The sequence below is a fragment of the Janibacter cremeus genome, from assembly GCF_013409205.1.
Classification (GTDB): Bacteria; Actinomycetota; Actinomycetes; order Actinomycetales; family Dermatophilaceae; genus Janibacter; species Janibacter cremeus.
Map to the genome: position 1 here is coordinate 1,450,816 of NZ_JACCAE010000001.1, position 19,891 is coordinate 1,470,706.

Below are 19,891 nucleotides of genomic sequence, written 5' to 3' on the forward strand. Positions count from 1 at the left end.
CAGCACGTCCGGGCACTGGGGACGAGATCCCTGTGGGCCCCGTGGGACTCGAACCCACAACCTACGGATTAAAAGTCCGCAGCTCTACCGATTGAGCTAGAGGCCCGGGGGTGGGGAATTCAGTGGGAACTTCCTTGGGAAGAACCTTGGGGAGAACTGACTGACCCGATCCCGCGGAAACAGTACCTGCCTGACCGGCCCGGCCGCGCCTTCGGCGCAGCCAGGTGACCGTGACTGCAGACGCCGCGACGCGCTGACATCGCAGGCCGGGCGCTCAGCCTGATCACGTCGCGGTGTGCGTCCCATAGGTTCGCTGCCAGTAGATCAGCGGCGCGTCGGCCGTGGCGTGGGCTGCGTCGACGGCGCCGATGACGAGGGTGTGATCGCCCACGACAATCAGTTCGGTGACGGTCAGCGCCAGCCAAGCGTGGGCGGCTGCGAGGCGGGGCGGGGTGCCGTCGGAGTGCTCCCACTCCACGGGTGCATCGTCCTTGCGTTGGCCTGCGAAGCGTGAGGCAAGGACCCCCTGATCGACGGTGAGCGCATTGACTCCGACGGTCACCCCCCGCTGGAGCTTGGCCAGCAGCGAGGAATCGTTGTCGAGTGAGATCAACATCGTGGGCGGATCGATCGAGAGGGACATGAATGAACTGACAGTGGTCCCGTGGGGCCCGTCGCCTGCATCTGTCGTGACGACGGCGACCGCCGCTGGGATCTGGGCCATGACGTCCCGGAAGCGTTGGGTGAGGACCTGCGTTGTGGTGTGCTTGAAGGTCATCGGTCAGCCGGGGTCAGTGGGGCGGGGGACAGGTGGTTCGCGATCCGGCCCAGGACGTCGGTGGCGCTGGCCACGCGCGACGGGTCGATCCCATCCATCGCCTGGTGGAGGGTCTCGCGCCGCGCCGCATGGACGCTCTCGAGAGCATGGGCCCCCTCGCCGGTGATGCTGATCAGGAACGCACGCGCATCGGTGGCAACGCGCTCTCGGCTCACCAGCCCGACGCTCTCCAACCGCTTGAGTCGCGGCGTGACCGAGGAGACGTCCACTCCGTGGCAGGCTGCGATGTCCGAAACACGCAGGGCCCCATGCGCGTCGAGGTACTCCAACAGCGCCCACGACGCAGGTGGCAAGTCGTAGCCACAACGCTCCGCCACATCCCCGGCCATGGCGCGATCGGACAGGAGACGCACCACCGTCGCGAGCGAACGCTCGAGATCGTCCGTCAGGGAAGGCTCATCGAATGTCGCGCTGTCGGCCATGGTCGCCACGGTAGCCATGCGGTGAGCGTTAAACAAGTTGGGGCCAACCAACTATCTGCTACGGTCGACCGATTCATCCCCACCAACGTCGAGGAGCGCTCACACGTGAAACTGTCCATCGTCGATCTCGGGACGGTCGCGCCCGGCACGACCGAAAAGGATGCTCTGGCGGACTCGCTGGAGAGCGCGCGTCACGCCGAGGACTGGGGGTTTGGCCGCTACTGGTTCGCCGAGCACCACCTCAGCCGGTCCGGGGCCTCGCACCACCCCGAGCTGCTGATCGCCGCCGCGGCCATGGTCACCTCCAGCATCCGGCTGGGCTCAGGGGCCGTGCTGATGAACCACTACAGCCCGTTCAAGGTGGCCGAGATGTTCAAGCAGCTGGAGGCGATGGCCCCCGGACGCATCGACCTGGGGATGGGCCGAGCCACCGCTGGCCCCACGCTCGACCTGGCGTTGCAGCAGAACCGGCAGAACCCGGCCCAGGTCGACCACCAGCAACAGATCCTGGAGACGATGGCCTGGCTGTACGAGGCCTTCCCCGACGATCACGCATTCGCTGGCCACCCGTTGATGACGAGTGTCCCCGAAGTCCCGCAGACATGGCTCCTCGGGTCCAGCCCGAACGGATCGAACCTGGCCGCCGGACTGGGCATCGGCTACACCTTCGCCGGTTTTATCAACCCAACGGGGGCGGCGCCGGCCCTGCGCAACTACCGCGAGGCGTTTCAACCCCAGGCTTTTGGGCTGGACTCGCCGCGGGCCATCCTTGCGGTCAACGTCACCGTTGGTGACACCACCGCTGAGGGTCTGCATCTGGCGAACTCCCCGAAGGGCTACTACTCCCGCCTGGCCCGAGCCGGCCGTGAAGCCGGCTCGGTCACGGTCCCGCTCCCCGACGAGGTCGCCCCCGAGATGACGCGGGCCGAGAAGGACGAGCCTGTCACCATCGAGGACGGTCGGTGGCCCAAGTTCGTTGCCGGTGGGCCCGACGATGTCCGCGCGACGCTTGAGCAGATGGCCCACGAGAGCGGAGCCGACGAGATCATGATCCAGGACATGATCGCCGACCCCACTGCGCGCCGCCGTTCCCATGAGCTCCTCGCGCAGGCCTTCGACCTCGTGTGACACCGCGCCGTGCGGCGCACCGGACTCGTCGGTCTCCGTGGGGACTTCAGCGAAGCAAGCCCGAGGAAGCCACGCACACGTTCCACAGGCCGGGGCGGCGGGGCGCTACGTGCCCCCCGCGAGGGCCCGCTGCAGGACCCGTGACGAAACGGCCCCGATGACCTATCCTGCCCAGAATTGCCACCCGTTCCCAGCATGGCCCGCGGTGGCCGACGCCACGCGACCGCAAGGAGAGACCATGACTGACGCCTACGCATCCGACCCCAACCTCCCACCCACCCAAAGTCAGGAGCGGCCGGCCGAGCTGCTCGACCGGTTCGTGGCCAAGTTGATCGACTTCGTGATCGTCGGAGTCGTCTACGCGATCATCGCCGCGATCATCGGCGTCGCCGTGGCGGTCGGTACGGGTTCGAGCTGGATCGTCGGCGTCGTGACCTCCGTGATCCTGGTCGCCCTGCAGCTGGGCTACTTCACCTTCCTGGAGTCCAGCCGCGGTCAGACCGTGGGCAAGATGGTGATGAAGTTGCGCGTCATGGGCCCCGATGCAGGACTGCCCACCACGGAGGAGGCCCTCAAGCGCAACATCTGGATGGCGATCTCCCTGATCGGGATCATCCCGCTCATCGGCTGGCTGATCCAGGCAGTGGCATGGATCGCTGCCCTGGTGACGATCGCCATGGGCATCAACAACGACACCGCCAAGCGCCAGGCCTGGCACGACCAGCTCGCCGGCGGGACCCGGGTCGTCAAGATCGGCTGACCGGACGGCAGGGGCACGACCCGCCTGCACCTGGCGAGATCGAGGCTCGGCCTGCTGCGGCAGGCCGAGCCTTGATGTACTTCACGAGCTCCGCCCCGACGAACCTCGTCGGGGCGGAGTTCTCACGTCCTTTGGTCGATCCTTCGTCGAGGCTCCCCAGTCCTGGTGTGTGCCGCGGAGCACCGCGGGGTGGTCGCGCTTGTCTTCACGGACAGAACTACGTATATTTATTTGCTTGCCACAAGTAAGGAGTTGGAATGGTCGCCCGTGAACGTGCCGGAGAACTACTGCTCGAGATGGTCACGATGGCCCGGGTCTTCCGAGTGGCCGGCAACCAGCAGCAGACATTGGCCGGCACGAAGACCGGGGTGCTGCAACGGCTGAAGTACAGCGACGCCCGGTTGGGAGACCTGGCCCGGCAGCTGTCGATCTCGGCGTCGGTCGCCTCCCGGACGGTCGACGCCCTGCAGGAGCGCGGCCTGGTCGAGCGGCGAGCCGATGAAACCGATGCCCGCGCCTTCCTCATCTCCCTCACCGATCGCGGCCGGGACGTCGTCGCGACCCGGGAACGACACATGGCCGACCGGTTCGCCGAGGTGCTCGGCGACTGGACTCCCCAGGAGAGCGATCAGGCACTCGATCTCCTGCACCGCCTGAACGCCCACCTCGACGAGCTCACCGCCGTCCTCGACGCCGACACCAGGAGCGACACCACCGAATGAGCACCATGACCCACGACGACCCTCAGGCGCTCCCGCACCGGGAGGTCCTGCAGGTCATGACCGGCCTGCTGGCGGCGCTCTTCACCGCCCTGATCTCCAACACGATCGTCTCCACGGCCCTGCCGACGATCATGGCCGACCTCAACGGCACCCAGCGGCAGTACACCTGGGTGATCACGGCCAGCCTGCTCACCATGACCGTGAGCACCGCCATCTGGGGCAAGATGTCGGACCTGTTCAACAAGAAGCTCCTCGTCCAGATCTCGATCATCCTCTTCGTCGCGGCGTCCATCGTCGCCGGCCTGTCGACGAACATCGCCACGCTGATGGGAGCACGTGCGTTCCAGGGCATTGCCATGGGCGGCCTGATGGCAATGGTCCAGTCGATCATGGCCACGATCATCGCCCCGCGCCAGCGCGGCCGGTACGCCGGCTACATGGGTGGCGTGATGGGGATCGCCACCGTCTCGGGGCCACTGCTCGGTGGCGTGATCACCGACGGGCTGGGATGGCGCTGGACCTACTTCGTCTCCGTACCGCTGGCGGTCGTCGCCCTGGTGCTCATCCAGAGCAAGCTGCACCTGCCGACCGTCGCTGCCCGCAAGGTGACGATCGACTACGCGGGCGCCGTCCTGCTCACCATCGCTGCCGCCCTGCCCATGCTGTGGGTGACCTTCGCCGGCAGCTCCTTCGCCTGGATCTCGTGGGAGTCGGGCGCATACGTCGCCAGCTTCCTCGTCGCCGTCGCGCTGACCGTGGTGGTCGAGCTGCGCGCCCCCGAGCCGATCGTGCCGATCCGGTTGCTGCGCAACAACACCGCAACCCTGATGATCGTGGCCAGCATCGCCGTCGGCGTCGCGATGTTCGGTCCGGCCGTCTTCCTCACCCAGTACTTCCAACTCGGCGAGGGCTACTCCCCCACCCAGGCCGGACTGCTCATCCTGCCGATGATCATCACCCAGACCGCATCGTCCGCGATCGGTGGACAGATCGTCAGCCGCACCGGCCGGTGGAAGCCCATCATGGTGGTGGGCAGCTTCCTCATGGTCATCGGACTCGGTGGGCTCGGGATGGTCGACCACACGACCGGATACACCTGGGTCGCCCTGTCCATGGCGACGATGGGTATCGGCGTGGGCACCCTCATCCAGAACATCGTGCTGGCCGTGCAGAACACGGTCGATGTCACCGACGTCGGGGCGGCGTCGGCGAGCATCGCCTTCTTCCGCTCACTGGGCGGCGCCATCGGCGTCTCGGCACTCGGCGCGGTGCTGACCAACCAGGTCGGCAGCGAGATCAGCGAGCGACTCACGCGGATGGGAGTCCCCGCGGACGCCATGGGCGGCGACTCCGGGGAGACCGACCTCGACCTGGGCGCGCTACCCGCACCGATCCGGGCCGTGGTCCAGGACGCCTATGCCGACTCCTTCGGGCACGTCTTCCTCATCGCCACGGCCGTCGCCGTCATCACGCTCGTCGCTGTCCTCCTCGTGCGTGGCACGCCCCTGCGCACGACGGTTGCGCTGCGGCCGAGCACCGCCTCACCGGCACCCACGGCTGCCGCCGCCGTCACGTCAACGAGTGGTCCGTCGGCACCGCAGGACGACTCGTCGGAGGGCACGCACCCCGAGGCTCCCTCGAGTCCGGCCTCCATGCACTAGGCGTCCGTGGGCCGCCCGGGGCGAGTCTGCTGGACCGAGTCGCCCGGGCGGTTCATCAGGTCCGTCTTTGCCACGGGGAAGTGATCTGCGGCACAGTAGTTCGGTGGGCCACCGGAGACCCTGGGGCCCTTGTCGAGAGGACGCGATGAACCATCCCACTCCACCTCCCACCAAGGTCGCCATCATCGGGGCCGGCATGGTCGGGCTCTCCACCGCATGGTTCCTCCAGGAGCACGGGGTGGAGGTCGAGGTCCTCGATCGCGACGGCGTCGCCGCCGGCTCCTCGTGGGGCAACGCAGGGTGGATCACGCCCGGGCTGTCGACCCCCCTTCCGGACCCGGCAGTCCTCTCCTACGGCATCAAGGCCGTCGTCTCCCCCTCCTCGCCCGTCTACGTGCCGGTGACCGGGGACCCGCGCCTGCTGCGTTTCCTGGCGAAGTTCACCCGCAACAGCACGATGCGCCGGTGGTCGAAGTCGATGCGCGCGCTCGTGCCGATCAACGAGTGCGCGCTACCGGCCTTCGACGAGCTCACCGCGGGCGGGGTCAGCTCCCCCGTCCACGAGGCGACGTCCTTCATCGCGGGCTACCGCACCAGGGCCGAGACCGAGTTCCTGCGCACCGAGTTCGAGCACATCGCCGCCTCCGGCCAGGAGATGGGCTTCGAGGAGCTCACGGGTGAGCAGGTGCGCGAGATCGAGCCCACCTTCTCCACCGAGGTCGGCGCCGGCATCCGCCTGCTCGGTCAGCGCTACCTCAACCCGATCGAGTACACCCATGCCCTGGCCGACTCCGTGCGCGCCAGGGGCGGCAAGATCCGCGACGGCGCGGACGTCACCGGCATCACCGACGAGGCGAAGGGGGTCCGTCTGGCCATCGCCGGAGGAGGCAGCGAGACCTTCGACCGGGTCGTCGTCGCCACGGGCACCTGGCTGGACGACCTGGTCCGGCCCTTCGGCGTGCGCACCCATGTGCAGGCCGGCCGCGGCTACAGTTTCAGCGTGCCGATCGACCACGTCCCGCACGGGCCGGTCTACCTGCCGAACGAACGGGTGGCCTGCACGCCGCTGGGCGACCGGCTGCGCGTGGCCGGGATGATGGAGTTCCGCCCGCCGGAAGCGCCACTGGACCAGCGGCGCGTCGAGGCGGTCGTCGAGGCGGCCCGCCCCTTCCTCAGCGGCGTCGACCTGGACGACCGTCAGGACGAGTGGGTCGGATCGCGACCCTGCACCCCCGACGGGCTACCGCTGATCGGCGCGTCGAGCTCGCCGCACGTGCACGTCGCCGGCGGCCACGGCATGTGGGGCATGACCCTGGGGCCGGCCACCGGTCAGCTCCTGGCCAAGACCATCGTGACGGGTCGTCCGGCGCCCGAGCTGACCCCCTTCGACCCGCGGCGCTGATCCGGCACACGCACCCGCCTCCGGAAGGGCGCGCCCACCCTCTCCCGAAATGACGGGCCGTTACCTTTTCGTTATCGTTAAGGCATGGCTCGCACGTTTGGGACCGCGCTGGCCGGACGCGACAACTCCCTCAACGCCGTCCGGCTGGTGCTCGCGGCTGCAGTGATCCTCGCCCACTCGTGGACGATCGGCGGATACGGCGACACCATCTTCCGTTGGATCGGGGCCAACAGCGTCAACGGCTTCTTCGCCCTGTCCGGCTTCCTCATCGCCGGCAGCCGACTGCGCCACGACTTCCGGCACTACATCACCCGCCGCGCCCAGCGCATCTTTCCGGGATTCTGGGTCTGCCTGGTCGTCATCGCCTTCGTCTTCGCCCCGATCGGGGCTCTGCTCAGCGGTGTCAGCTGGCACCCCGGCGAGGCCCTCGGCTACATCCGCAACAACGCGAGCCTGGTCATCTTCGACCGGGACATCGGGCAGACCCTGACGACCTCCCCGGAGGGCGCCAACTGGAACCGGTCCCTGTGGTCGTTGATGCACGAGTTCATCGCCTACATCGTGTGCGGCGTCCTGCTCGGCGTCCTGTGGGTGCGCCGCAACCTCGCTCTGGCTGCCGGCATCGTCGTCGCCGTCCTCCCGTTGGCCTATGTGGCCGTCCCCGACCTGGACGGACCGGCGCACATGCTCAACGACAGCCTGCGACTGCTCTCCTTCTACTTCGCCGGCGTCCTGGCCTACGCACTGCGTGACCGACTCCGCACCTCGCACGCCCTGGCCGGCGTCGCGGCGGTCACCGTGCTCACCGCCGGGTTCACCTCCGAGACGCTCCTCTACGCCATCACGCCGATCCCGCTGACCTACCTGCTGCTGCACATCGGCTCGACCTGGCGCACGCAGCTCGCGGCGAAGGAGGATGCCTCCTTCGGTCTCTACATCTACGGATACCCCGTCCAGCAGGTGCTCGCGATGCTCGGCCTGGGCGCAATCGTCCCCGTCTGGGCCTTCGCCATCGTGTCGATGGCGCTGGCCTTCCCGCTCGCGATCGCCTCGTGGCGCCTCGTGGAGAAGCCGGCCATGGCCCTGCGGCTGGTCCCGACCCGCGTCCCGGAGGTCAGCACGGCGGTTCCCACGCCGGCCCCCGACGGAGCCTTGGCCCAGCGCGAGTGGGACCACCACGTGCCCTCGACCCTCCTGGTCGGCCGCTGACCGGACAAGGCCGCCGCGGGCAGGACCGGTCGTCGGCTCGCGGGACGTCAGCTGATCAGCAGGCTGACCGCGTGAATGCCCAGGCCCGCGAGGGCGCCCACGACCGTGCCGTTGATCCGGATGAACTGCAGGTCACGCCCGACGAAGAGCTCGATGCGCTCACTCGCCTCGTCGGCGTCCCACCGCTCCACGGTCACGGAGATCACCTCGGCGAGCTCGTCACCGTAGGTGTTGACGAAGAACGCGACGACCTCGCTCAGGTGGGTCTCCAGACGTTCCTGCCACGCCCCGTCCGTGGTGAGGTGCTCCCCGACATTGACCAGCAGCTCGTCCCCACGGGTCCAGAAATAGGAGTCCCGGTCTGCCATCGCCCCGAGCAGCGAGGTGCGCAGCGACTGCCACACGGCGACGGCGCTCGTCGGCACCTGCGGGTGGGCGAGGAGCCGCTCCTTGAGCGACTCGGCACTGGCCATGACCTCCGGGTCGTGCTGCAGGTCGTCGGCCAGGCGCCGCAGCAGGTCGTCCAGCGCCACCCGGGCCGGGTGGGCGCTGTCCGCGCGCAGCTCGGCCAACCAGACCAGGGCCTGGTCGTAGGTCCAGGCGATGACGCGATCGTCCAGCCAATCCGGTGACCACCACGGGGCCTTCTCCCCGACGACGGCCGCGAAGTGGTCCGGGTTGTCCCGCAGCCACCGGTGGACCTCGTCGATGCCCAGGTCGACCAGGCCCCGGTGGTTGCCGTCGGCGACGACGCCGTCGAGCAGGGACCCCAGGATCGGACTGATCGGCTCCCGGGACAGGCGAGGCAGGAGCAGCTGGGCGAGGAAGTCGTGGACGTCCTCGTCGGTGATCCGCTCCAACGCACGCGTCCCGCCGGCCGCGACCTCGCCGAGGACACGCTGTCGGTTGGCCGGTTCTCCCAGCCATCGCCCGAGCCGTTCGGCGACGTGCGCTGCGGCCAGCCGCTCACGAGCGATCTCCTCGGTGAGGAAGTTCTGCGAGACGAATTCCTGCAGGCTGCGCCCCAGCTCGTCCTTGCGCTTCTTCACCAGCGCCGTGTGGGGCACGGGGATGCCCAGGGGGTGGCGGAAGAGCGCGGTGACCGCGAACCAGTCGGCCAGCGCGCCGACCATCCCGGCCTCGGCGGCCGTGTTGACGAAGCCCCACACACCGTCGTGGTCGAGGCGCACGGTCAGCACGTAGATGATCGCGGCGAGGACCAGCAGGCCGGTGGCGACCAAACGCATCCGGCGCAGTCCCGCCCTTCGCCGGACATCCGCGGGGGTCTCCTGGAAGAAGCTCACGCCCCAGATCCTCCCTCACCAGCGGCCCTAGACTGCACGTCGTGGAGTTCCTCAACGGCCTGCAGCCCCAGTTCGACCTGACCTACGACGACGTCTTCATGGTCCCGCGACACAGCGAGGTCGCCAGCCGGCACGGCGTCGACCTGCGCACGAGCGACGGCACCGGCACGACGATGCCGCTCGTCGTCGCCAACATGACCGCGATCGCCGGCCGGCGCATGGCCGAGACCACCGCCCGCCGTGGTGGCCTGACGATCATCCCCCAGGACATTCCGGCCGACGTCGTCGCCGAGGTCATCTCCTTCGTCAAGGCGCGCCACCTCGTGCACGACACGGCGATCACGCTCGACCCGGACGTCACCGTCGGCGAGGCCCTCGCCCTGCTGCCCAAGCGTGCCCACGGCGCGGGCGTCGTCATCGAGGGAGGCCGTCCCGTCGGTGTCGTCACGGAGCGCGATCTCGTCGACGTCGACCGCTTCACCCAGGTCCGCACCGTGATGACCCCCGACCCGATGACGTTGTCGGCCGACGCCGACCCGCGGGCGGCCTTCGACGAGCTGCACCGGTCCCGGCGTCGGGTCGCACCCGTCGTCGACGCCTCCGGGGCGCTCGTCGGCGTCCAGACGAGGAAGGGGGCGGTGCGTGCGAGCATGTACACCCCCGCCCTCGACGCGGACGGTCGGTTGCGGGTCGCCGCGGCCGTGGGCATCAACGGCGACGTGGCCGGCAAGGCCCGGGCTCTCCTCGAGGCGGGAGCCGACGTGCTCGTCGTCGACACCGCGCACGGCCACCAGACCAGGATGCTCCAGGCCCTCGCCGAGGTTCGGGCCCTCGACCCGCAGGTCCCGGTCGTCGCCGGCAACGTCGTCTCCGCCGATGGCACCCGTGACCTCATCGAGGCGGGCGCGGACATCGTCAAGGTCGGTGTGGGCCCCGGTGCGATGTGCACCACCCGGATGATGACTGCGGTCGGCCGACCGCAGTTCTCCGCCGTCCTGGAGTGCGCAGCCGCCGCCCGTGCGCTCGGCAAGCACGTGTGGGCCGACGGTGGGGTGCGCCATCCGCGTGACGTGGCCCTCGCCCTGGCTGCCGGTGCGAGCAACGTCATGATCGGTTCGTGGTTCGCGGGGACGCTCGAGTCCCCCGGCGATCTCGTCACCGACCCGGACGGCCGTCGCTACAAGGAGTCCTTCGGGATGGCCTCGGCCCGTGCGGTGCGCGGACGAACCGCGGAGGACTCTCCCTTCGACCGGGCGCGCAAGTCGCACTTCGAGGAGGGCATCTCGACCTCCCGCATGTACATCGACCCGGCCGGTCCGGGCGTCGAGGACGTCATCGACCAGATCATCGCGGGGGTGCGCAGCAGCTGCACCTACGCCGGCGCCTCGACGCTGGACGAGTTCCACGAGCGGGCCCTCGTCGGTCTGCAGTCCACCGCCGGTTTCGCCGAGGGCCGACCGCTCCACCAGTCCTGGTGATCCGATGCGCTCCCTTCCTCCGCTCGAGGCGCCCGTCGACCCGGTCGAGGCGCTGCGGCGCGTCGGGTTCCTCCTGGAACGCTCCCGCCAGCACAGCCGCCGCGTGGAGGCCTTCCGGGGCGCCGTCGGTGTCGTGCGCGACCTGGGCGAAGGGGAGCTGGCCCAGCGGGTCGAGGACGGCAGACTGACCGAGCTGGCCGGTATCGGCAAGTCCACCGCCGGCGTCATCGAGCAGGCCGTGCGCGGGGACCTGCCGGACTACCTCGCCCGCCAGCAGGAGGAGCACGGTGGACCCCTCGTCGAGGGCGGCGAGGACTACACCGCGGCCATCATCGGCGACTGCCACCTGCATTCCGACTGGTCCGACGGCGGCAGCCCCATCGAGGAGATGGTCCTCACCGCGGTCGAGCTCGGCCAGGAGTGGATGGTCCTGACCGACCACTCCCCCCGGCTACGGATCGCCAACGGCCTCTCCGCCGCGCGCCTGACGCAGCAGCTGGACCTGCTGGAGCGGATCAACGCCTCCGTGGGCGATGCCTTCACCCTGATGTCGGGCATCGAGGTCGACATCCTCGATGACGGCACGCTCGACCAGAGTGAGGAGATGCTCGGCCGGCTCGACCTGGTCACCGCGTCCGTGCACTCCAAGCTGCGCATGGCGAAGGGGGCGATGACCCGACGCATGGTGGCTGCGGTGAGCAACCCACGAGTCAACGTCCTCGGCCACTGCACCGGGCGTCTCGTGACCGGGGGGCGGGGCACGCGGCCGCAGAGCGAGTTCGACGCCCGCGCGGTCTTCGAGGCCTGCGCGGAGCACGATGTCGCCGTGGAGATCAACTCCCGGCCAGAACGGCGGGACCCGCCGGACGAGCTGATCGAGCTGGCACTGGAGATCGGGTGCCTCTTCGCCGTCGACTCCGATGCCCACGCGCCCGGGCAGCTGGAGATGAAGGCGTACGGCGCACAGCGGGCCGAGCGACTCGGGGTGCCGTTGGAGCGGATCGTCACGACCTGGGACGCCGAGCGCGTGCGCGAGTGGGCCCGACGCGCCTGATCGACTGCCCGGAGGCCCGGAAAACCGCCTCGGGGCCGCCGATTTGGGCGATCGACCATCTCTCTCGTATGCTTTCCGAGTCCTCGACGGATTCCGGTGCTGCCTGCCGCGTAGCGAGGGGTTCGTCGTGTACGGGTCCCCATCGTCTAGCGGCCCAGGACCCCGCCCTTTCACGGCGGTAGCACGGGTTCGAATCCCGTTGGGGATACGCAAGCAAGTCTTGCAGTGCCTTGCACCACAAGGCCGCGTAGCGCAGTTGGTTAGCGCGCCGCCCTGTCACGGCGGAGGTCGCGGGTTCGAGTCCCGTCGCGGTCGCTCGCTGGTCCACCACGGACCGGCTCGGCCAGGTAGCTCAGTTGGTACGAGCGTCCGACTGAAAATCGGAAGGTCGGCGGTTCGACCCCGCCCCTGGCCACCACCTCACGGCTTGTCGTCCGGCGTTCATCTCCGCCGACCGTGACTGACGATCTCCCCTTCCGCACCTCCCTCACACGGGAGCGCCGGCGCCCGGCTCCTTCTTGAGGCTGAGGTTGCCGTGCTTGGTGGCGTACACGTCGAAGCCGGCGAACGTCTGCGCCCCGTCCTCGACCAGCGATGCCGGCGCGGGCAGCCGGACACAGGCCCGCCCCGCCGCATCGTGGACCTCGAGGTGGGCGTCGAGGAAGGTGGTCCGGACCCACTCGAGATGCTCGTGACCGATGATCGCCCGGACGCGCAGACCGAGGCCCGTGCCGTCGACTGGGGTTGCCGGACGGCGCATCCGCACGGGCGCGGAGCGGCCCGCGATGCTCAGGTGTACTCGCGGCCGCTGCAGGGGGCGGTCGGTCGTCATGTGCATCGTGACGGCCAGCCCCTGCGGGTCAACGGTGACGTCACTCGTCACGTCGCTCAGGGCCAACGGTTGCGGAGGCACCTTGGCAGCGAGCGTGGCCCGGAGCATGGCAGCCCAGCGGGGCCCGATGGACGCGTCGGAGAAGTCCTGCGCCCGACGGGCGGCGTTCTCACGCAGCGTGGCCAGCTCGGACTCCCCCATGTCCCGGACGCGCACGAGCGTGCGGGCCAGCGCCTCGATGTCGTCCTGTGGGACGAGGAACCCGTCGACCCCATCCGTGATCAGCTCCCGGGGGCCGTACCGCACGTCGTACGCGATGGGGATGCAGCCACGGGCCATGCTCTCCAGCAGCACCAGCGATGATGACTCGGTCCGACTGGTCAGCAGCGAGAAGGACGCCTGGGCGAACCGGTCCGGTGCCGTCCGGTCGAATCCCGCCAGCGTGATCGTCCTCGCACCCAGATCGACGATGAGCGCCTGGAGGTCGTCGTGGCAGCCACCCGCTCCGTAGATGCGCAGGGTCAGCGGCTCGGGGAGCTGCTGGTTGGCCTGGTGCACCGCCCGGATGCCGTGCTCGGTCTGCTTCCCGGGAACCAGCCCGCCGACCATCATGACGGCGTTCGCGTCGCGAGCGGGCGCAGGCGTGGGGGGATCGACGTTGCGGGAGTTCGGAATCACCCACCGGGTGGGGCTGGGGCCGAGCAACGCGTCGAGGTCCTCGCGCTGGCGTTCGCTGAGGATGATGGTGGCATCGAAGTCGTCCACATTGTCCATGAACGGCAGATACCTCCTTTGACTGGTGTCCAGTCGTCGGGCGCTGCCGCTGGCCAGGTGGTGGTTGTGGAAGGTGTGCACGGTCACGACATTCGGCCGCTTGTACGTGTGCATCAACCCGGCCAGGCCAAAGGTGTCGGAAAAGACGAAGGCCTGGTCCGCACCGATGACGCTGTCCAACCAGTACCGGTGCAGGGCCTCGGGCGAAGGAAACTCGGCCACCGGCCGGCTCTGCGTATCGCACAGCACGAGCGACCGGTGCATGCCGGACGTCGACGGGGCGTCGCGACGGTCCGACACGATGACCGTGCCGTCCGCCCTCAGGAAGTCGATCTGGAGGTTCCTGCCGGCCTCGTCCTGACGGAGTCGACGGTGCGGCACTCCCTTCCCCCGGAAGGTCTTGGAGGTCGTCCTGTCGTCGAGGGGCGCGAAGGCATCGAAGGTCGGCCCGGACCGATCAGGATCGTGCGGGTGGAGGCGGGCGAGGTCGGACCACATGTTGCGAAAGCGCACCTGGGTGGTGAGGCGACCATCGGCCCGCATCTGTCGGGTGAGTGCGTCGTAGTCGACCTGGTGCCCGAACGTGAGGATCTCCAGCGGCTGGCCGGTCTGCGCGGCGATCATGCAGCTGCGGTGGAGGACGACGGCGGCCGTACCCCGGTAGTTCTTCGGCAGCTCACCCAGGGTGGCGAAGTAGCGCCCCTCGGGGAACTCTCCGGTGGGGGCAGGGGGTGTGGAGACGGGTTTCCGACCCCGCTTCCGGACACCGGCGACCAAGCTGAGCAGGGAGCGGCGGCCGGAAGGCATGACAGGCACCATAGCGGCTCGTCGTGGCCGTTCGTCCTGCGTGGATCCCGGTCGGGATCTGACGTCAGCTGAGTTCCTTGACGATCTGTCCGATGTTGTCGATGGTGCGCTTCAGCTCCTCGACGTGCCGGGAGTCGAAAGCGCTGAGCACCCGCTTCATCTCCGTGGTGGAGATGCCGTCGGTGCGGGGCAGGTACACCAGCTCCACCTGGTCGGAGAGGTCGTCGAATTTACCCTCCCAGTCGGCGCCCATGCCCATGATGTCGACGTCATAGGTGACGATGTCCTCACGCTTCTGGCTCCACCGGTCCTCGGGGATCGCCAGATCCACGTACTTGATGCTCTGGACGATCTCCAGGCGCTGCTCGTAGGGCACGATGGGCCGCTTGCCCTTGATGGCGTTGAACTCATCGGTCGAGACGGCGACGACGAGTCGGTCCCCGAGAGCGCTCAACCGCTTGATGATGTTCAGGTGTCCGATGTGGAAGAGATCGAACGTGCCATACGTGATGACGGTCTTGCCCATGGGATGAATACCTCACTACGGCGCTCGGGGCTGGCAGTCGCCCAGTCTATGGCGCTTCAGCGCGTGACGCGGTACGCGGCCGCAGAGGCGAGTTCACAGTAGGGTCGAGGGTCATCCCCTTCGAAGAGGAGCCCGCATGGCCCCACGCCCGTCCGTCGATGTCGTCGTCCTCAGCCAGGGCGACCGTCAGGACGAGACGCTGCGTGCTCTGGAATCGGCCCGGGTCCAGATCGACGTGGACGTCACCTTGATCCTGGTCGGCAACGGCTGGGCCCCGGTGGGGTTCCCCGACGACGTCCGCGCTGTCCACCTGCCCGAGAACGTCGGCCCCGCCGAGGGACGCAACATCGGCGTGGCCCACGGCACGTCCGAGTTCGTCTTCTTCCTCGACAACGACGCCTGGCTGCCCGACGACACCGCCCTGGCGCACGCTGTGGCGCGCTTCCGGGCCGAACCACGGCTGGGCCTGGTCCACGCTCGTGTCGCCGACACCGACGGCGTCACCCTGCGGCGCTGGGTACCACGAGCGCGAGTGGGCGATCCGACGGTCGGTGGCCCCGCCTTCTCCGTCTGCGAAGGGGTCGTGACCCTCCGGCGTTCCGCATACGAGGAGGTGGGCGGCTTCCCCGGCAACTTCTTCTTCGGCCACGAGGGGATCGAGCTGGCCTGGCGGCTGCGCGACCACGACTGGGAGCTGACGTACGACCCGTCCGTACTCATTCACCACCCGGCCACCGAGGCCACCCGGCACGCCCTCTTCTGGCGGCTGAACGCCCGCAACCGTGTCTGGGTCGCCCGCCGCAACCTCCCGTGGCCGCTGGCGGTGCTCTACATCGGGGTCTGGACGGCCATCACCGTCGCCCGCACCTGGCGCGAGCCCGGTAATCTCAGGCACTGGTTCCGAGGCTTCCGCGAGGGTCTCGACACGGACCCGGGAGGGCGGCACCCGATGCGGTGGCGCACCGTCCTGACGCTCACTGTGATGGGGCACCCGCCAGTGCTCTGAGACCCGCTCGGGGTGTGTCTGACTCAGCCACGCTTGGCGGCCAGTCGGCGCCCCCAGTCGGATACCCGCTGCCCGAGGCTCGGGGTGCCCGCGGGCACTGATGTCGCGCCCGACTGCTGACCGGCGATTCGAAGGCCGTGGTTCGGGTTCCTCTTGCCGAAGAACGGGCCCCGCCCCAAGGACGCGGACACGGTGCCGGCGATGGCCTCGACTGCCACATCCATGGAGATGGTGTCGATGGGGTCCTGGGAGTCCGGGGCGGTGCTCACCGGCGCGCTGAGAGCATCGAGATCCCCGACCACGGTGGCCGCGGACTCCCGCAGCTGGGTGACCATCCGCTCGGAGTAGGAGTTGGCCACGTCCGCTGCCCACTCCGGAAGCTGGATCTTCTGGTCGGAACCGGGGAGCTGATCCTTGAGAACCCGGGCGACGGCCCCACGACGGGGAGCCGTCGCGTACTCCACCCACGGAACCTCGTGCTTCTTGAAGATGACGTTGAGCCGCCGGAAGAGCTCGGCTTCCGAGACGGACAGGGACCGGTTCGACTGTGTCCCGTCCGCGTCGTCGACGACGAGGAAACCGGGCGGAAGGGCGAGCAGCTGCTCGAACGCGTCGGAGATGAGCGTCGGGCGCTTCTTGTCGGCGATGAGGACCGTGAGGCGGTCCGGACCGACGACCCGCTCCCACCTACTCACGATGTTCGCCTGGTCGCTCTGCTTGTCGAACTTCGAGCCCTGGGTTGTTCCGGGCGGCGCAGCGAGGACCTTCTTCAGCCAGTCGTTGAAGGTCAGGGTCGCGACGCCGGTCTTGACCATCTGCTGCCAATACGATCCGAGCATCCCGGACAGTGGCCGCAGCGTGATGACGACGTGCGTGTTCTCCCCCAGGGACTCGACGAATCCACGCGCCTGCTCGTCGTCCGCCTCGCAAATCCACTCATGGCTGATGAGGGCGCGACGTGAATCAGAGTTGATCTCATCAACCAACTCCTGCCAGCGGTCAAACGGCGGCACCTCGCCTTCGCGGGACAATCCCATGAATGCGCATGCCTCCGTGAAGTGATTCACGTCCCTTCCGGGGTAACGCACTCCCTTCTCAAGGAGAGACTTGCGCTTCTTCTTGGCCGCGTGCTGGATGGAGTTCGTACCCGACTTCATGGTGCCGATGTGGAGCAGGCGAGCAGATGAAGGGATCGGGCGAAGGGCGCTGGGTGCGCTGTCGCTTGCCATGTTCGGATCGTACCAAGCGCCTCGGGCGCCGCAGGGGCTGCGGATCAATCCCGACCAACAGACCCCGCGGCCCCGATCACCCGGTAGAAGTCCTGGGTCGCCTCCGCGTTGTACGCGACAGCGTCGAAGGTCGGGTTGGGCACCTCACCCCGCAGGGCAGCCGCCATCCCCTCCGCCAGCGCCTCCTCGTCGCGCTCGACGATGCGGCCGACACCCGGAGGAAGGGCACCTCCGACCGAAGCGAAGTTCGTGGCCACCACAGGCAACCCCAGCACCCGGGCCTCGAGGATCACCATCGGCTGCCCCTCGTAGTCACTGGAAAGGACGAACACGTCCGCCTTGGACAGGATCACGTGCGGATTGCTCTGCTGCCCTGCGACGGTGACCGCCTCCCCGAGACCCAGATCGTGCGTCAACTCCACGAGATCGTGCTCCAAGGGACCGCCGCCGATGATGACCAGCCGGGTGTTGGGGTCCACCTGGTGCACGATGTCGAAGGCCCGTATGAGTCGCTCGTGGTTCTTCTCGGGCGACAGCCTTCCCACCGTGACGAATGTCCGGACACCGTCGGCGGGCGGGATCACGTCACTGATCGTCCGGCGTCGCTGCACGGCCCCTTCAAGGCGGTCCATGCCATGCACTTCCGACAACGTCCGCACGGCGAGCGGGAGGTCACCCGCGGGGACTGCCTCCGACGCGGACTCCACTCGATCGCCATCGAGGTCGCCGAAGGCCATCCGCGTAATGTAATCGGCATCGATCGTGTTGCGGGCGAAGGTGTGCTTGGCCTTCGGCGCGGCCGCTGCCAAGTTGTCCTTGTTGATCTCCTTGTTGATCTCCATCAGGGCCTCGGAGACGGACACCAGGTTGTCGTACCCGGCATACGCGCTGAAGACGGAGCCCAGGTTCGCCACGTGAGGCTGCTTGCCGTTCACGACCTTCATCTGGTCGGCCATGAGGTCGTTGTGGAGCCAGATCGAGTAGTCCTTCGCCGGCCCCTGTCGCAGCAGGCGCGCCCAGAACGCCGCGTAGCCACTGAAGTCGACGATGTGGTCGAACTCCGCCAAGCCGAAGCACCGGCGCCACTCCTGCGCGAACATGCGCTCAGCACGCTCCAGGGACTCACCCTGCACGTCCTGACCACCGTGGAGCGCCTTGCTGCGCTCCCCCTCCGATCGCAGGGACCAGATCATTCCTCCGACACGCGGGACGAGCCGGACGCGTGGGTGGATCTTGGCCACGTTGCCCAGGACCTGCTTCGATGACGAGTGCTGGTAGAACACCGAGACGTCGAAGCGGTCGTGGTCGATGTTGTTCAACAGGTTCAGCGCCGATGTCATGATGCCGTTGGAACGCATCCCGCCGAGGTACATGAGGATGCGCGCACGACCGTCCGAGCGTGCCGGTCGGATGTCGTGACCGGAGGTATTGCCGCGGAAGACGATGTCAACCACGCGACGGGTCGCTTCGCCGTCCTCCAGGGCAGCGAAGCGCTCCCGGGCCTCCTGGTACGCACGTCGATGTGAAACGGCAGGGTCATCGCCCTCGCCGGTCCCCACGGCCACGAGACTGCGAGCCAGCTCGCCCACCTTGTGCACGACCGGACCGGGCAGGTCCTTCGGGTCGAGGTAGAGGCCGCGGTAGCCGTCGTATGCCCTCATGTCAGGCGTGAAGAAGACGATCGGGCGCCCTGTGGCGAGGAAGTCGAAGAAGATGCTCGAGTAGTCCGTCACCAGCACGTCCGTCACCCCCAGCACCTCGTTGCTCGGGATCTCGTTCGGCACGAGGATGTCGGCCAGTTCAGGGTGCGCGATGGCGAAGTCGTACACCTGCTGATGCACCCGCAGCAGCACCTGCTGATCGGCCGGCAGTTGACGCTTGAGCTCACGCACACGGGTGGCAAGTCGCGCGGTGTCGTTCGTCGGCCTGTGGAAGGACTCACCGCGCCAGGTCGGCGCATAGAGGACAACCTTCTGGTTGTCGCCGAGCCGGACGCCGGCGTCCTGGAGCCGACGGCGCACCCGGCGTCGCCCTGAATCGTTCAAGAACTGACGGTCGACGCGCGGCGACCCCTCCGTGATGATGTGACCGGGGTAGATGTTGGTCAGCCGGTAGGCCGACTCGTACATTCGCTCGGCCATGAAGGAGTTCGCGGCGAGAAGGTAGTCCGCAGCGAGGAAGTTGCGCAGGACGTTGCGGGCACTGGTCCCACCGTTCGGCTCGTCATAGCCCATCGTCTTCAGCGGCACCCCGTGCCAGGTGTTGACATAGATCTGTCCGTCACGCTTGGTGAACTCCGGCGGGAAGCTCGTGTTGTTGAACACGTACCCGGCCGTTGCCAGGGCCTGCCAGTACTGGGGCGACTTGTACCGGACGAACCGCACGTTCGGATTCTGCGCGAACTCCGCTCGGACCCCAGAGGACCACGCCTCCCGCGAGAGGCACCAGATATGGGTCAAGTGCGCGAACTCAGGGTCGTCGACCAGCGCGCGAAAGATCGCCTCCGGGTTGCACAGGACGCCGTTGCCCGCGAAGGACTCGTACACGACGAGGTTGGGGTCCACCGGCCGCTCCAGCCAGAAGGCCCGCCACTCCTGCGAGCCCCTCTGGCGTGCCCTTTGCATGCTCTTGACCGCGTCGGTCACGCGCAACATCCAACCTCCTACGAACCACTGACCCGCTCAGCCCGTGGTGATTGTCTTTGATCGACCCCACGATCATGCCCGGTCGGTGGACGAG

General features: G+C 68.3%; 16 protein-coding genes and 4 tRNA genes. 12 read left to right on the forward strand and 8 right to left on the reverse strand.

Annotation, left to right across the window (positions count from 1 at the left end; genetic code table 11):
- Nucleotides 1–33: 33 nt before the first annotated feature.
- The 3 genes from BJY20_RS06825 to BJY20_RS06835 all read right to left on the reverse strand — a co-directional run bounded on the left by BJY20_RS06825 (nt 34) and on the right by BJY20_RS06835 (nt 1,260).
- Nucleotides 34–106, reverse strand: a tRNA-Lys gene (locus BJY20_RS06825).
- A 177-nt stretch (nt 107–283) separates the two neighbouring features.
- Entirely contained in the window at nt 284–778 is a 495-nt protein-coding gene (locus tag BJY20_RS06830) for a flavin reductase family protein (protein WP_185990835.1), read from the reverse strand.
- Nucleotides 775–1,260, reverse strand: coding sequence for a MarR family winged helix-turn-helix transcriptional regulator (locus BJY20_RS06835; protein ID WP_246297124.1), 486 nt, complete (start codon nt 1,258–1,260; stop codon nt 775–777). Before BJY20_RS06835 ends, BJY20_RS06830 begins: the two co-directional genes overlap by 4 nt.
- A 105-nt stretch (nt 1,261–1,365) precedes the next feature.
- Here BJY20_RS06835 and BJY20_RS06840 point away from each other — a divergent pair, with 105 nt between their 5' ends.
- The 6 genes from BJY20_RS06840 to BJY20_RS06865 all read left to right on the forward strand — a co-directional run bounded on the left by BJY20_RS06840 (nt 1,366) and on the right by BJY20_RS06865 (nt 8,142).
- Complete coding sequence (locus tag BJY20_RS06840; RefSeq protein WP_185990837.1) at nt 1,366–2,388, forward strand: MsnO8 family LLM class oxidoreductase; 1,023 nt, start codon at nt 1,366–1,368, stop codon at nt 2,386–2,388.
- 238 nt (nt 2,389–2,626) lie between these two features.
- Nucleotides 2,627–3,148 carry an RDD family protein gene (locus BJY20_RS06845; RefSeq protein WP_185990838.1) on the forward strand — a complete coding sequence of 174 codons (522 nt, stop codon included), beginning with the start codon at nt 2,627–2,629 and terminating at the stop codon, nt 3,146–3,148.
- A gap of 257 nt (nt 3,149–3,405) precedes the next feature.
- On the forward strand, nt 3,406–3,870 hold the full coding sequence (locus BJY20_RS06850) for a MarR family winged helix-turn-helix transcriptional regulator (protein WP_185990839.1): 465 nt from the start codon (nt 3,406–3,408) through the stop codon (nt 3,868–3,870).
- On the forward strand, nt 3,867–5,531 hold the full coding sequence (locus tag BJY20_RS06855) for an MDR family MFS transporter (protein WP_185990840.1): 1,665 nt from the start codon (nt 3,867–3,869) through the stop codon (nt 5,529–5,531). Before BJY20_RS06850 ends, BJY20_RS06855 begins: the two co-directional genes overlap by 4 nt.
- Nucleotides 5,532–5,676: 145 nt before the next feature.
- Complete coding sequence (locus tag BJY20_RS06860; RefSeq protein WP_185990841.1) at nt 5,677–6,933, forward strand: NAD(P)/FAD-dependent oxidoreductase; 1,257 nt, start codon at nt 5,677–5,679, stop codon at nt 6,931–6,933.
- Between the two features lie 84 nt (nt 6,934–7,017).
- Complete coding sequence (locus BJY20_RS06865; protein WP_185990842.1) at nt 7,018–8,142, forward strand: acyltransferase family protein; 1,125 nt, start codon at nt 7,018–7,020, stop codon at nt 8,140–8,142.
- 47 nt (nt 8,143–8,189) lie between these two features.
- Here BJY20_RS06865 and BJY20_RS06870 read toward each other — a convergent pair whose 3' ends face one another.
- Nucleotides 8,190–9,446 carry a DUF445 domain-containing protein gene (locus BJY20_RS06870; protein WP_343062805.1) on the reverse strand — a complete coding sequence of 419 codons (1,257 nt, stop codon included), beginning with the start codon at nt 9,444–9,446 and terminating at the stop codon, nt 8,190–8,192.
- Nucleotides 9,447–9,487: 41 nt separating this feature from the next.
- On the opposite strand from BJY20_RS06870, the gene BJY20_RS06875 reads away from it, so the two are divergent.
- The 5 genes from BJY20_RS06875 (at nt 9,488) to BJY20_RS06895 (ending at nt 12,396) form a co-directional block, all read left to right on the forward strand.
- On the forward strand, nt 9,488–10,924 hold the full coding sequence (locus BJY20_RS06875) for a GuaB1 family IMP dehydrogenase-related protein (RefSeq protein ID WP_185990843.1): 1,437 nt from the start codon (nt 9,488–9,490) through the stop codon (nt 10,922–10,924).
- Nucleotides 10,925–10,928: 4 nt separating this feature from the next.
- Nucleotides 10,929–11,978 carry a PHP domain-containing protein gene (locus tag BJY20_RS06880; protein ID WP_185990844.1) on the forward strand — a complete coding sequence of 350 codons (1,050 nt, stop codon included), beginning with the start codon at nt 10,929–10,931 and terminating at the stop codon, nt 11,976–11,978.
- Between the two features lie 135 nt (nt 11,979–12,113).
- Nucleotides 12,114–12,186 (forward strand) — tRNA-Glu (locus tag BJY20_RS06885).
- A 33-nt stretch (nt 12,187–12,219) separates the two neighbouring features.
- Nucleotides 12,220–12,293: transfer RNA gene (locus tag BJY20_RS06890), tRNA-Asp, on the forward strand.
- A gap of 26 nt (nt 12,294–12,319) precedes the next feature.
- A tRNA-Phe gene (locus BJY20_RS06895) sits at nt 12,320–12,396 on the forward strand.
- A gap of 69 nt (nt 12,397–12,465) precedes the next feature.
- Here the strand turns inward: BJY20_RS06895 and BJY20_RS06900 are convergent.
- The gene (locus tag BJY20_RS06900) at nt 12,466–14,391 is read right to left on the reverse strand and encodes a glycosyltransferase (protein ID WP_185990845.1); all 1,926 of its coding nucleotides are present in this window, start codon (nt 14,389–14,391) and stop codon (nt 12,466–12,468) included.
- A 64-nt stretch (nt 14,392–14,455) separates the two neighbouring features.
- Entirely contained in the window at nt 14,456–14,917 is a 462-nt protein-coding gene (locus BJY20_RS06905) for an FAD synthase family protein (RefSeq protein WP_185990846.1), read from the reverse strand.
- A 136-nt stretch (nt 14,918–15,053) separates the two neighbouring features.
- On the opposite strand from BJY20_RS06905, the gene BJY20_RS06910 reads away from it, so the two are divergent.
- Nucleotides 15,054–15,923 (forward strand): glycosyltransferase family 2 protein, encoded by an 870-nt coding sequence (locus tag BJY20_RS06910; protein WP_185990847.1) that lies wholly within the window; start codon nt 15,054–15,056, stop codon nt 15,921–15,923.
- 23 nt (nt 15,924–15,946) lie between these two features.
- Here BJY20_RS06910 and BJY20_RS06915 read toward each other — a convergent pair whose 3' ends face one another.
- Together BJY20_RS06915 and BJY20_RS06920 are read right to left on the reverse strand one after the other, a co-directional pair.
- Nucleotides 15,947–17,152 (reverse strand): hypothetical protein, encoded by a 1,206-nt coding sequence (locus BJY20_RS06915; RefSeq protein WP_185990848.1) that lies wholly within the window; start codon nt 17,150–17,152, stop codon nt 15,947–15,949.
- Between the two features lie 44 nt (nt 17,153–17,196).
- Nucleotides 17,197–19,806, reverse strand: coding sequence for a glycosyltransferase (locus BJY20_RS06920; protein WP_185990849.1), 2,610 nt, complete (start codon nt 19,804–19,806; stop codon nt 17,197–17,199).
- Between the last annotated feature and the right edge of the window lie 85 nt (nt 19,807–19,891).

Bases quoted from the DNA above. Each gene is read 5' to 3' on its own strand.
- BJY20_RS06855 (WP_185990840.1), top strand. From the start codon at position 3,867: ATGAGCACCATGACCCACGACGACCCTCAGGCGCTCCCGCACCGGGAG.
- BJY20_RS06835 (WP_246297124.1), bottom strand. From the start codon at position 1,260: ATGGCCGACAGCGCGACATTCGATGAGCCTTCCCTGACGGACGATCTC.
- BJY20_RS06850 (WP_185990839.1), top strand. From the start codon at position 3,406: ATGGTCGCCCGTGAACGTGCCGGAGAACTACTGCTCGAGATGGTCACG.
- BJY20_RS06845 (WP_185990838.1), top strand. From the start codon at position 2,627: ATGACTGACGCCTACGCATCCGACCCCAACCTCCCACCCACCCAAAGT.
- BJY20_RS06880 (WP_185990844.1), top strand. From the start codon at position 10,929: ATGCGCTCCCTTCCTCCGCTCGAGGCGCCCGTCGACCCGGTCGAGGCG.
- BJY20_RS06915 (WP_185990848.1), bottom strand. From the start codon at position 17,152: ATGGCAAGCGACAGCGCACCCAGCGCCCTTCGCCCGATCCCTTCATCT.
- BJY20_RS06920 (WP_185990849.1), bottom strand. From the start codon at position 19,806: ATGTTGCGCGTGACCGACGCGGTCAAGAGCATGCAAAGGGCACGCCAG.
- BJY20_RS06830 (WP_185990835.1), bottom strand. From the start codon at position 778: ATGACCTTCAAGCACACCACAACGCAGGTCCTCACCCAACGCTTCCGG.
- BJY20_RS06860 (WP_185990841.1), top strand. From the start codon at position 5,677: ATGAACCATCCCACTCCACCTCCCACCAAGGTCGCCATCATCGGGGCC.
- BJY20_RS06905 (WP_185990846.1), bottom strand. From the start codon at position 14,917: ATGGGCAAGACCGTCATCACGTATGGCACGTTCGATCTCTTCCACATC.
- BJY20_RS06910 (WP_185990847.1), top strand. From the start codon at position 15,054: ATGGCCCCACGCCCGTCCGTCGATGTCGTCGTCCTCAGCCAGGGCGAC.
- BJY20_RS06865 (WP_185990842.1), top strand. From the start codon at position 7,018: ATGGCTCGCACGTTTGGGACCGCGCTGGCCGGACGCGACAACTCCCTC.
- BJY20_RS06900 (WP_185990845.1), bottom strand. From the start codon at position 14,391: ATGCCTTCCGGCCGCCGCTCCCTGCTCAGCTTGGTCGCCGGTGTCCGG.